We start from the raw sequence: 12,496 nt of genomic DNA, 5'->3' as shown, positions 1-12,496 counted from the left end.
GCGGCATTTTTTGTGTAAAAGGACATTGAGAAAAATGTCAAGATAACATATAATAAGGCAGTATTATACAAACAAGGAGGAAAATTCAATGAAAAAGTTTGGTATTAAAGAAGTCGTTGCGACCGGTATCGGAACAGCACTCTTTATCGTGCTTACAGAGGTGCAGATTCCATTGGGAATTATTCCTAACACTTCATTACAGCCAAGAGCAGCAGTCCTTGCATTTTTAGCAGCAGTATTTGGACCAGTTGTTGGTGGCATTGTAGGTATTCTTGGTCATGCACTTGGCGATGCTATGTTTTATGGTAGTATCTGGTGGAGCTGGGTTATTCCAGAAGCTGTGATTGGTATCGGCGTAGGCCTTTTCGCTAAGAAGTATCAGATCAAAGAAGGCGGATTTGATCGTAAAGCAATTGTACTTTTTAATATAGTACAGATTGTAACAAATGCGGTTGCATGGATTCTCGTTGCTCCGGTACTAGACATTGTCATCTATTCAGAGCCTACCAATAAGGTATTTGCACAGGGTGCATGTGCATTTGTAGCAAATATTATTATTACAGCAATTCTTGGAACTCTGCTTGGCATGGGTTATACTAAGATTGGTGCAAAGTCATCAAGCCTTACAAAAGAAGACTAATTATTAAAAGGGAATGTGATTGTGGAACCTATTATCGAGTTTAAAAATTATTCGTTTAAGTACAATTCACAGGTAGAACCAACTCTCCGGGATATTGACCTTAGCGTCTATCCCGGAGAAAAAATTCTTATTATAGGGCCATCCGGGTCAGGCAAATCAACACTTGCCAACTGCATCAACGGATTGGTTCCTTTTTCATATGCAGGAGAGAGTACCGGTGAGTTATATATTGGAGGAAAGGAACCGAAAGACCTGGGCATTTTTGGCCTATCCAAGATGGTCGGCACTGTTTTACAGGACACAGATGGACAGTTTATCGGACTGACGGTAGCGGAAGATATCGCCTTTGTATTGGAAAACGACTGTATGGAAGAAGAAAAGATGCACAGACGTGTGGATGCGATTGCCGATATGGTGGATGTGAAAAATCTTTTGCACCATGCACCGGGAGCATTGTCAGGTGGACAGAAGCAACGTGTGTCTATGGCAGGCGTCATGATCGATGACGTGGATATTCTGCTTTTTGATGAGCCACTTGCCAATTTGGATCCGGCAACAGGAAAACGCGCGATCGCATTGATCGATTCCATCCAAAAAGAACAGAATAAGACCATCCTTATCATTGAGCACCGTTTGGAAGATGCTTTATATAAGGATGTAGACCGTATTGTGGTCGTGGGTGATGGCAGGATTGTTGCGGATATGACACCGGATCAACTTTTATCTTGTGATATACTGATGAAAGAGGGCATCCGTGAACCGCTTTATGTGACGGCATTGAAGCATGCAGGCTGCACGATTTCCGAAAAAGATCGTCCGGCACATGTGGAGACCATGGATTTTTCTGCCTACAAAGGACAGGTACAGGAATGGTTTGCCAGTGCCCAGACACCGGCAAAGGGAAAAAATAGCCAGGTGGCTCTTGCCGTAGAGCATTTGGATTTTTCCTATGATGCCAAGCACCCGATCTTACAGGATATTGATTTTTCGGTAAATAAAGGCGAAATGATCAGCATTGTTGGAAAAAATGGTGCCGGAAAGACGACTCTTTCCAGCCTGATCTGTGGCTTTTTGCAGCCGGATAAGGGCAGGATCCTCTTGGATGGTCAGGATATCGCACCGCTTTCCATCAAGGAGCGTGGCGAAAAGATCGGTATTGTCATGCAAAATCCAAATCAGATGATCTCCAAGGCAATGATCTATGATGAGGTGGCTTTGGGTCTTGCCGTGCGCGGTGTCTCGGAAGATGAGATCAAGGAAAGAGTCTATGAAACACTCAAGATCTGCGGTCTTTATCCTTTCCGTAACTGGCCGATCTCAGCCCTGAGTTTCGGACAAAAGAAGCGTGTGACTATTGCTTCTATTTTAGTCATGAACCCACAGATCATGATCTTAGATGAGCCGACAGCCGGACAGGATTACCGTCACTATACGGAGATCATGGAATTCTTAAAACGGGTAAACGAAGAATTTGGTACCACCATCATTATGATCACGCATGATATGCATTTGATGCTGGAATATACGGATCGTGCCATTGTGATCGCGGACGGACAGATGATCGCGGACGACACACCGGCAAATATCCTGACGAATGGGCAGATCGCAGATCGGGCATACTTAAAGCAGACTTCACTTTATGAGATGGCAGAAAAATGCGGTATCCCGTCACCGTCTGCGTTTGTTGAATGCTTTATCAACTACGAAAGGACGGTGAGATAATGGCAAAATTATTTTCTTATGAAGAAAAAGGAACATGGATGGAAGATCTGTGTGGCGTTACCAAGCTGATCTTCTTTCTGGCATGGACCATCACCTGTATGTTGACCTATGATACCAGGGTGCTTGCCATTATGCTTGCGACCAGTTTAATCTTGTTTAAACTATCCAAGACCAGTTGGGAACAGGTTGGTTCCGTTTTTAAGGTGATATTGGTATTTATGATCATCAACATTCTGGCTATTTTTATCTTTGCACCGGGACAGGGAACAAAGATCTATGGCACAGAGCACATCCTTTACAGTCTGGGCGGCCGCTGGGTGGTGACCCAGGAGCAGTTGTTCTATGAACTCAATGTTGTGCTCAAGTATTTTACGATCGTGCCGGCGGTATTTATGTTCATCATCACGACCAATCCATCCGAACTTGCGGCATCATTGAATAAACTTGGCGTAAGTTATAATATCGGTTATGCGATGGCGATCGCGCTCCGCTATATCCCGGATGTGCAGGATGATTTCCACAAAATCAAAAATGCACAGGAAGCGCGCGGAATCGAGATGTCCGGCAAGGCAAAACTGATGGATCGAATCAAAAATGTGTCAGCCATCATTTTCCCATTGATCTTTACCAGTATGGATCGGATCGACACGGTCAGCAATGCCATGGAGTTGCGTGGGTATGGAAAAAATAAAAAGCGTACCTGGTATATGGGGCGCAAACTTGCAAAAGCAGACTATGCGGTCATGATCGTAACTCTAGTCGTTATGGTCATAGCACTTGTGGTTACATATCATGATGGAAGCAGATTTTATAATCCATTTATTTAAGACAAGGTAGGGAAGGCCTATGAAAAAAAGAGGCAAGATCATATTAGGGATTTTGGCAGCACTTATCGTGGTCGCCGGTGGGGCATTTTATACTTGGGCGCAGCAACCAAGTTCCCGCTTACTTTTATCCTCCATTTATTTTATGGAGGTCACACTGAAAAATCCGGGCTATCTTTTGCATGATATTGATATTATGGAGATGTGCCGTGACTATGGCAATGGAGATACCGAACTGACCGGTAAAGTAGGACTTTCCGGTATGCAGCAGGTAAAATCTTCCATCTATTTTGATGTGGATGCCAAGCGGTCTTTTGCACAAAAGCGCATTTCTTCCAAGATGGATATGGATCTTTTGTGGGTCGATATGGGCGAGTTGGATTTTTATGCAGAGGATCAGACGGTCTACATGGAAGCCCCGCTTTTGGGGGATGATATTGGCTATGCCTTCCCGACGGGGCAGGATCTCTTTTTGAAAATGCCGGATCTGACTTCTGATATCGATAAAACATGGTTCAAGGATCATATGCAGGATATTGCAGACCTGACCAAGCAGATCTCCATCGATCAGACGGGTAAGACCATCGAAGATGAAGATGGCACGGTCAGTGAGGAGTTTGTGATCACCATTCCGCAGGGATGTGGACAGTTTATCTGGGATCTTTTAGGAATTGATGCCCCGGATTATGATGTGGTCTGCTCCATGTATCTGACCAAGCACAACCATTTGCGCAGGCTTTCTGTGGATATGTCGGATGTCTTAGATGGTGCATCCATGGTCGTTGATGGCGAGGATGTCGGCACTGCCTATATGTATTATGAACTGCCGGACGATGAGCGCGTAGAAATGAAGATGGTGCGCAATCCCGACTATTCTCATTGGATCGATGCGGAAATGACCTACTATGCCAATACCGGCAAACAGTACAAGATGACATCCCATATCACATGGCAGGAGGCAGAGGATGGATTTAGCCTGAAGGCTACCGATATGGTCATGACCTGTGACGGAGATACGATGGCAAAAGGATATTTTAAAGGGCAGATGAGGGAGGTGACCGAAGGACTGCCGGATCTTTTCGGCGATCAGGCGGACTACATTCATAATCTGGAAGCCCTTGACTGGAAAGAGGTACGAGACGATACCGAAGGCTTTGTCAATGATGTATTAGGCAAAACATCTTTCTCGGTATTTATGGATGATGACAAATAAAAAATGACAATACAAAAGACAGATGCTCTGGTGCAAGATAAGCGCCCAGGCATCTGTCTTTTTATTAGCTTATTAGCATTTTTCCGGTTCCGGATAATCTACGCCGAAAGTCTCGACGGTCACTTTTTTCATTTTCTGTTCCTCTAAAGGACGATCAGAGTAATCGGTTGCGGTCTCAGCAATCTTGTTGACTACATCCATGCCCTCGATGATCTGACCAAAGGCCGCGTACTCGCCGTCCAAGTGTGGGCTGGTCTGGTGCATGATAAAGAACTGGCTGCCAGCGGAATCCGGGACCATGGTGCGTGCCATGGAAAGGACACCCGGTGTATGCTTGAGGTCATTCTGGAAACCATTGTGAGAAAATTCTCCGGCAATGGAATAGCCAGGACCGCCGGTACCTGTGCCGGTCGGATCGCCGCCCTGCAGCATAAAGCCGCGGATCACACGATGGAAGATAATACCATCATAGTAGCCCTTGTTTACCAAGGAGATAAAGTTGTTGACTGTGTTTGGTGCAACATCAGGATATAATTCTGCTTTCATGATGTCGCCATTTTCCATTTCTATGGTTACGATAGGATTCTGTGCCATATGAAATACCTCTTCTTTCTAAAAAATTGTCGCTGCCGATAACAACAACGAAATATGCAATATATTATAGGTCATATGAGGGATGGAGTAAAGAAAAAATAATATTGGCTTTTGTCAGACTTTTAAAATAATTCAAAAAGGTCTTGCCAAAAGGAAAAAGACTTGTTAATATCAATCTCACCATCTTATGAGATGGCATCTTTTTTCGACGGCGTATCGCCGGCTTATTCCGATTTGGGTATGCTTTATGTCCTTTTATGCAAAAATGAAAGGATGAGAGAATATGCAGGATATTATTAAAGAATATGGACCAGCTATGATCACCGTGGTTGTGATCGGAGCAATGTTGATCTTGGTTTCGACACTGATCGGTAAGGATCAAAACAGTATTGTCGGTGGGGCTTTTTCCCAGTTACTGACGTATTTCTTCACGAAGAATGCGCTGTAAGGGGGACGACATGAGTGAACGGATGATCGCATTGGGTAAAAGTGGTGATTTTTTCGGACCGCTTTATCCCTATATTATCGATGATGATGTGACGGATGTGGATTACAACGGCAGAGAGGTCTGGATCACGGACAGCGATAATTGTCGTCATGTATGCAAAGATCTGATCTTAAGTCAGGATTTCGTGGACCAGTTTACCGGGCGCGTGGCAAATGGTGTGAGCAAGGCATTCAACCGGCAAAATCCGGTCTTGGAGGCAGAGACGGCAAGTCTGCGCATTACCATTGTGCATGAGTCTGTGTGTCTGACCGGGCGCAGCATCTGCATCCGCAAGTCCCTGCCCTATGTGCGGCTGCATGCCAGACAGATGATCGCAGAAGGCTATTGCAAAGAGGAGGTTTTAGACCTGCTTTTGTCCTGTGTGGCAGACCATAAAAATATTGTAGTGGTAGGCGAACCGGGAGCGGGCAAAACGGAACTCTGTAAATTTTTATCCGGTTATATCCCGGAGGATGAGCGTGTGATCACGATCGAGGATACGACGGAATGGCATTATCCCAGTATGCATCCAGACCATGATTGTCTGGAACTGCGGATCAACCGGCAGATGGACTACACGCAGGCGATCAAGACCTGTCTGCGCCTGAATCCTAAGTGGATCATGCTCTCGGAGACTAGGTCTAAGGAAGTGGTCTATCTGATGGAGTGTCTGAGTACGGGGGTACACGGCATGACGACTCTGCACACGTCGGATGTGAGAAAGATACCGGATCGTATGTTAAATATGGCGGGAAATGAGCGGGATGCCGGACGCATGGAAAATGATATTTATTCCTTTATTGATGTTGGAATTCTGGTGCGCAGGCGCGGCTGGGAAGATAGCATGGAGCGTTATCAGATCAGCAGATATATCGATCAGGTCTGCTTTTTTTCCAGAGAAGATGGAAAAAATCAGGTGCAGATCGTGGTAGAAGATGGAAAAGTGATTTCCGATGCATGGGGAGAGAGGAAGGGAACGTATTATGAAGCGAAAGTTGCTATGGGATGAATTGTATCAATATGGCTATGTTTTTTCCTGGAAGAAAAGTCTGGGGATGTATGGTGTTGTGGTGGCATTTGCCCTTTTGCTGGGGCGGTATTTTCATCTGGATGGGATCTATCTTGTCCTTTTGTGTGGCTGGTGTGCCTTTCTGTTTCCCTTTTTTCTGCGCAATCTCTATCGCAACCGCTATGGGCAGTTGCAGTTTGTGGAAGCAAACACCTATATGGAGCAGTTTTTGTACTCTTTTCAAAAATCGGGCAAGGTGCTGGTGACCTTAAAGGATGTAGAAAAACTTTTGGCAAAGGGCAGGATGCATACCTGTATCAGGGATGCGATCACCTATATTGAAAAGACCTATGGGGAAAATCAGGTGGAGGCGAAGGCGCTGTCGCGTATCGAGCAGGAATATCCCCTGCAGCAGATGGCAACCATGCACCGTTTTGCCTTGCAGGTAGAACAAAATGGGGGAGAATATGGGGATGCTATCTTACTGATGCTGGATGCCAGGCGCATGTGGGCAGACCGGGAATATGAACTTTTAAAGGAGAAAAAGAGAAAGCGGACGCAGATCTTGGTCTCGGTCGTCGTATCTTTGCTTTTGTGTTCTGCCTTTGTCTATGTGGCAAACGGCATTTCTATGACAATCTCCGATTATGCCCTAGTTAAGGTCACAACCCTTGCCACGCTTTTGATTGATCTGTGGATCTTTTATGTGGCGGATAAGAAACTGGCAAGTGGCAGTATGGAAAAGACCTGCGATGAGAAAGACTTACTCCGCCAGTATGAAAAAGTAAAGCGGTGTGATGCGGCAGGCAAAAGAGAATTGGGCTATGGCATTGCAAAAAGAAAGGTGACCCGTGCCCTGCAAAAGGTCTTTCCGCAGTGGCTCTTAGAAGTGTCTTTGCTCCTGCAGAGTGAAAATGTGCAGGTGGCGATCATGGAATCCTATGAGGAAGCGCCCCTGCTCTTAAAGCCGGAACTGCGCCAACTGATACAGGATCTGCAGCAGAAACCGACAGACATGGAGCCCTATCTGGCATTTTTGCAGACCTATGCCCTGCCGGAAGTACAGTCCTCCATGAAGATGCTTTATTCTTTGTCGGAGGGCACCGGGGGCAATGCGTCCAGCCAGATCAGTGATATTATCCGTAGAAATCAACTGCTTTTCGATCAGGCACAGAAGATGAAAAACGAGGATGCCTTAGGTGGGCTCTACGCCTTATTTTTAGCACCGCAGTTGACCGGGGGAGCCAAGATGTTAGTGGATATGGTCATGCTCTTTTATGTCATGATGGCAAGCAGTATCTTGCAGATGTAGGAAAGGGGAAAGTTTATGGAAGTCATTATAAAATCATTTATCGGGGTTTTCTGTCTCATGCTTTTGACGGTTACGGGAATCGGCATTACGGCGACATCGGTATCAGCGCGAAATGCAAATGCCTTTCTGACTGCCAGTGCCGAAAGGATCGAGGCAGCACATTTTGCAGAGGATGTGATCGAAGCCTGTCAGGCAGATGCAAGAGAAATGGACTATGACCTTAGTGTGGAAGTTTATCGACCGGGGGGAAGTAAGCAGGCAGCCTATGGAAGTATGACGCTGACCTATGACTATGGGATTTCTTTTTTTGATCTGGAAAATACCAGAAGGATTGCGGTGGATTTATGGTAAAGGGGGAACTATATGCAGGAAATTATGCGGGATTATGGGATGGCGCTTTTTTACAGTGTCATCGGCGGCAGTATTTGTGGCGTCTTTCTTTTGGCAATACAGGCATTTTGTATGTAAAGAGAGGAGAAGTGGGATGAAAGAGATTATGGATACTTATGGGGAAATGTTGCTAGCGGTCGTTACGACCGTCATGTTGGGGATCTTGTTCTGGCAAGAGATAAAAAGTCCTTTTGGCATGGGGTTGGCGCTGGCATTAGAGCAGATGTTTGGATAAGGGGAGAATATGACAGAAATTATAAGAAACTATGGTAGGACTTTGCTTGCCATGGTGGTAGCAGGGGCTTTGCTGACCTTATTCTTTTGCCTGTCTTTTGCAGGAGAAAAGGGGCTGCCTCGGACACTGGGAAAGCAGATGAAAGAGAAGATGGGACAGGAGACATATGGGATGACAACTTCCGATCAAGCCATCCGAAGGGCAAAAGAAGATTCGGTTCCGACAGCAACCACGCAGACGCTTTTGGTCGGGAAGTCCTATCAGGCAAAGGATATGATCTTAGCAAGGGATGCCAGGGGAGAGGAGGCGTCTTTTTCCATCCTTTGGATCGAGGATACCGACAGCAGGGAAGTGGTAAAAGCGCAGGAAGATGCGGCGGGAGAAGAAAACTATTGCTTTGAGCGTAGCGGCATCTATCGGGCAAAAGTCATGCTTTGGGATGCGCAGGGGGCAAGTCAGAATGGTTGGATCTATCTGCGTGTGGAAGAAGGAGAACAAGGATGAAATATATCGTGTATGGTATCGTTTCTGCGGCGATCTTGTTTCTTTCCGTGCTCATGTTTCTGACCGTCGAAGGAAGGACAGACCATGAAAAGACCTTGGAGGAGGCGGTCAGTCTGGCTTTGGATCAGACCATGCAGGAACAATGGATGCAGGCAGAAAGTATAAAGGATGACGAGGCATGGGCGGATGCTTTTTGCCGGATCTTAAAAGAGAAAATGCAGGGGCTTGGAATCAAAGGGGAGTGTAAGGTGGAGATCTACGGCGTGGATAGCAAAAATGGTCTGCTGTCCGTGGGGGTGACCGAGACCTACCGGCATCCCAATGGAACAGAGGGAACCTGTCAAGTGATAAAAACTGCCCTGTGGGATCAGAAGATGGAAACAGAAGATCATGAGGTGCGTTTTTATGTGGATGACAGACTGTGGCAGGCATACCGGGTAGAGGATGGAGCAGACTTTATCTTACCGCAGACCCCGGCGGTCGAGGGGCGAAAGTTTTTAGGCTGGTCAAGACAGGCAGATCAGTGGAGTGGGGAAGCATTTCCTGCGCAGGTAAAGGAAACACAGATCTATTATGCGTGTTTTGAGTAAATGAGATCATAGAAAAATGGGGAGGAACCATGAGAAGAAGATTGCGAGAAAAACAGGAAAAACGAAAACAGGGGAAAAGGATTTGTGCTATGTTTTTGCTGGTGCTTACGGTCATATCTGGCGGTGGAAATGTATTGCCGGTTCGGGCAGAGAGCACAGAGGTGGAATTGGTGGAGCACCAGAATGCAGAAAAGTTGGCTTTCGATCGGGAAGATGGGGCGATGTCTAAGACAAACATGGAAGGAATGGCGGCAGAAGCAGACGACCGACAGATAGGATATGACTTAGAGATGGAAGACACAGAAAGCGAGGTGACATACGCGGACGAAGAGATGCAAACCGCAGAAAACGAGAAATCGCGCGCGGACATAGATTCGCAAGCCGCGACAGTAGAGGAAGGCACAGGCGCGGAGTTGCAAGACGGGATAAGTATGCCGGAACAGAGCATGTCGGTCACAAGTTATGGCGGTGGCTGGTTCTACGACTATTGGATGTGTTCTTCCTGGATGGATTTTGTCGTGGGCGCATGGTTAAATGGGGCGAAAAAATTTGTCCTCTTGGAGGATATTCCTATAACAGAACGCTGGCTGATCACAGACGGTGCCTGTTTTACCATCAACGGCAACGGACATCAGATGGTCAATTATCTGTCACAGCCGGGACCCATGGTCACGGTGCAGAATGGTGCAACCCTGATCACAGAGGGCAATCTGACACTCAATGGAAACAACCACAGAAATAATGGTGCAGCAGCGGAAGGTGGTTCTTCTGCCGTGGATTGTATCAATGCATCATGGTATGGCAGTGATACGACTATCTGCAATAACTGGAATTATGGCTATATCGGGGTAGACCATCTGGGCGGTGGCACCGGGTTTAATATCGTATCGGAAAATGGCTCGGGCTTCCCGGCAGTCGGCGTCTTTAACAACTGTCGGGCATATAACTGTGATGGTGCAGCATTTTTTGCAAGGAATACGGATGGCAGGGGAGCAACGCTGATCTGCAATAACTGCGTGGCTTATGACTCATCCTGGGGATTTATGGTCACGGATGGCGGAATGTATCTGACAGACTGTTCGGCGCAAGCACCACGCTATGACGGCAGTAAATGGCTCTATGGCGGTGCGGGCATTGCCTATATGGGGCAGGCGAGCGGCAGTGCCAAAGGATGCAGTATGCAGGGGGCAAATTGCGGGCTGTGGCTTAATGCTGCCAATCGCATTGAGATCCGCCAGTGTCATATCAAAGATAGTCTGACCGGCGTTTTGGCTACGGCAAATGAGCCATGGTCTACCTATCTTTTGGATGCCTGCAAGATCTATGGCAATACACATGGGCTGATACATGGCTTTTTCAATCGTCCGACCGGAGAGATAGAAAAAAGCAGTCTGCACAATAATACGACTGCCATCTGCAACAGCGGAAATCTCTCTGTGACCGCCTGTGCCATCTATGATAATGGGACGGGGATCGACAATGTATGGGGCATACTGCGCGCAAAAAGATGGCAGGATGGAGAGAAACAACTCGTATGATATTTTGCAAAAAGGAGAATATCATCTATCCGGGGAAATCGCCATCTGCGGCAAGGGGATATGGCTGGCAAAAGACAGGAGCCTAAGACTGTCCGGTGCGCTATCCCAAAATCTTTCAAAGATCTCTCTGACGTTGGAAGAAGAATGCCCGGAGCCGGGGAGGCTTGTCCTTTCCTGCGATTATGATAAGACCCAGAATACGGCAGACCGGATGAAAGAAAAATTTACTCTGACCAATACGCATACAAAGACTTGGAATGCGGGGCAGGGGAAATACCGGTCTGCCATCCTGCGGGCGGGCACAGGATCTAATGCGTCTGTCGGACAGGTCATTGTATCTGAGACATATACGATTGCTTTTGAGGGAAATCTGGACAATCCCCATGTGACATTTTCCCTGCCGGAGCAAAAGCCCCTGTACTGGAAAGAGGCGCAGACCATAAGTGCACCTGCCTTAGCGGTCTTTTATGATGGAAGAGTCTTTACTTCTCTGGAGCAGACCGGGTGGAGGCAGACTGCCAAAACGACAGAGGAATTCTGGCAGATCGGACAGGATAAGGTGTTTTCCGCAGAGGCATGCACAAAGGACTATTGTTTTTATGCGAACTATGACGTGATAGCGGATGTTCTCATATGTGGAAACGGTCAGACTGCCGGGGAAGATTATAGGATCCGTGATTGTAAAAAGACGGTTTCTTTACCGGAGAATACCTTTGCGCGCATAGAAGAAAGTCTGGTATGGGATGAAAATTTTGCCGAGAAAGTATTGGAAAGAAAGACCTATGCCCATATGGGCTGGGCAATGCGGGAGGATGCCATTTATAAGGATGCGGATGTGCTTGCTGTCGGCAGCCCGGCAGACTTAAATGCCTGGGGCATGCAGGCTTTGGAAAGTGGAACAGAAAAAGTAGATGTCGACGGCAGATTAGAGCCCTTGACCTTTTACAGTGTCTGGGACAGACCGCCGGAGATCTCTGCAAAAAACCGCTACTGGTCAAAAAATCAAGTCAAGGCAGGTGCGGTGACAAAACAGGAAGTCCTAAGAACAGCCGGAGCAAGTGATGCCGAGGATAGGGAAAATCTGGTACTGGATGTGGAACTGCCGGATGAAAAAACGCTGCTTTCTCTGGGGGAGAAAGGCTATGTGACGGCACGCTATAAGGCAGTGGATGGTGCCGGAAATATGACAGAGCGTCTGGTCAAGATGGGCATCACAGAAAGCGGTATTTATCAGGGACAGTATCGGGATGGCAATGCCATTGTACTGCGAAAGATCGACCAGACCTATTATAATAAGAAGACAGAAGAAGCAGGCGGGCTGATGGAGGAGTCGCTTTGGTATGTCGATCCTGCCTGTAAAGAGAAAATCTTACAGACTTTCACGGCACAGGAGGAGGAAGAGCCGGTTTTTTCTTATGAACTGTCTTTATCCGAGTGA

Annotated in this window: 14 protein-coding genes; 13 read left to right on the top strand and 1 reads right to left on the bottom strand. The window is 46.9% G+C overall.

Annotated features, from left to right (window positions below; genetic code table 11):
• Nucleotides 1–88 precede the first annotated feature (88 nt).
• From H8R94_RS03680 to H8R94_RS03665, 4 genes are read left to right on the top strand one after another with little or no spacing between them, the layout of a single operon-like run.
• Nucleotides 89–640, top strand: coding sequence for an ECF-type riboflavin transporter substrate-binding protein (locus tag H8R94_RS03680; protein ID WP_118280744.1), 552 nt, complete (start codon nt 89–91; stop codon nt 638–640).
• A gap of 21 nt (nt 641–661) precedes the next feature.
• Nucleotides 662–2,362: an ABC transporter ATP-binding protein gene (locus H8R94_RS03675; RefSeq protein WP_178009501.1), complete on the top strand. Its 1,701-nt coding sequence runs from the start codon at nt 662–664 to the stop codon at nt 2,360–2,362.
• A complete protein-coding gene (locus tag H8R94_RS03670; protein ID WP_118534511.1) occupies nt 2,362–3,189 on the top strand; it encodes an energy-coupling factor transporter transmembrane component T family protein in 828 nt (275 codons plus the stop codon). Before H8R94_RS03675 ends, H8R94_RS03670 begins: the two co-directional genes overlap by 1 nt.
• A gap of 19 nt (nt 3,190–3,208) precedes the next feature.
• Nucleotides 3,209–4,399 carry a hypothetical protein gene (locus tag H8R94_RS03665; protein WP_186853923.1) on the top strand — a complete coding sequence of 397 codons (1,191 nt, stop codon included), beginning with the start codon at nt 3,209–3,211 and terminating at the stop codon, nt 4,397–4,399.
• Between the two features lie 72 nt (nt 4,400–4,471).
• Here H8R94_RS03665 and H8R94_RS03660 read toward each other — a convergent pair whose 3' ends face one another.
• Complete coding sequence (locus H8R94_RS03660; RefSeq protein ID WP_118280748.1) at nt 4,472–4,993, bottom strand: peptidylprolyl isomerase; 522 nt, start codon at nt 4,991–4,993, stop codon at nt 4,472–4,474.
• Nucleotides 4,994–5,276: 283 nt separating this feature from the next.
• Here H8R94_RS03660 and H8R94_RS03655 point away from each other — a divergent pair, with 283 nt between their 5' ends.
• The 9 genes from H8R94_RS03655 (at nt 5,277) to H8R94_RS03615 (ending at nt 12,496) form a co-directional block, all read left to right on the top strand.
• On the top strand, nt 5,277–5,441 hold the full coding sequence (locus H8R94_RS03655; RefSeq protein WP_158573010.1) for a hypothetical protein: 165 nt from the start codon (nt 5,277–5,279) through the stop codon (nt 5,439–5,441).
• A 10-nt stretch (nt 5,442–5,451) separates the two neighbouring features.
• Nucleotides 5,452–6,489, top strand: coding sequence for an ATPase, T2SS/T4P/T4SS family (locus H8R94_RS03650; protein ID WP_158575117.1), 1,038 nt, complete (start codon nt 5,452–5,454; stop codon nt 6,487–6,489).
• The gene (locus tag H8R94_RS03645) at nt 6,464–7,801 is read left to right on the top strand and encodes a hypothetical protein (protein WP_118534514.1); all 1,338 of its coding nucleotides are present in this window, start codon (nt 6,464–6,466) and stop codon (nt 7,799–7,801) included. Before H8R94_RS03650 ends, H8R94_RS03645 begins: the two co-directional genes overlap by 26 nt.
• Nucleotides 7,802–7,816: 15 nt before the next feature.
• Nucleotides 7,817–8,152 (top strand): hypothetical protein, encoded by a 336-nt coding sequence (locus H8R94_RS03640; protein ID WP_118534515.1) that lies wholly within the window; start codon nt 7,817–7,819, stop codon nt 8,150–8,152.
• A 133-nt stretch (nt 8,153–8,285) separates the two neighbouring features.
• On the top strand, nt 8,286–8,426 hold the full coding sequence (locus H8R94_RS03635) for a hypothetical protein (RefSeq protein WP_158573012.1): 141 nt from the start codon (nt 8,286–8,288) through the stop codon (nt 8,424–8,426).
• Between the two features lie 9 nt (nt 8,427–8,435).
• Nucleotides 8,436–8,930, top strand: coding sequence for a hypothetical protein (locus tag H8R94_RS03630; RefSeq protein ID WP_186853922.1), 495 nt, complete (start codon nt 8,436–8,438; stop codon nt 8,928–8,930).
• Complete coding sequence (locus tag H8R94_RS03625; protein WP_186853921.1) at nt 8,927–9,520, top strand: hypothetical protein; 594 nt, start codon at nt 8,927–8,929, stop codon at nt 9,518–9,520. Before H8R94_RS03630 ends, H8R94_RS03625 begins: the two co-directional genes overlap by 4 nt.
• Before the next feature lie 29 nt (nt 9,521–9,549).
• Nucleotides 9,550–11,058, top strand: coding sequence for a hypothetical protein (locus tag H8R94_RS03620; RefSeq protein ID WP_186853920.1), 1,509 nt, complete (start codon nt 9,550–9,552; stop codon nt 11,056–11,058).
• Nucleotides 11,036–12,496: a hypothetical protein gene (locus tag H8R94_RS03615; RefSeq protein ID WP_186853919.1), complete on the top strand. Its 1,461-nt coding sequence runs from the start codon at nt 11,036–11,038 to the stop codon at nt 12,494–12,496. Before H8R94_RS03620 ends, H8R94_RS03615 begins: the two co-directional genes overlap by 23 nt.

Source organism: Roseburia lenta (assembly GCF_014287435.1).
Lineage (GTDB): Bacteria > Bacillota > Clostridia > Lachnospirales > Lachnospiraceae > Pararoseburia > Pararoseburia lenta.
This window is presented reverse-complemented; position numbering and strand designations above follow the sequence as displayed.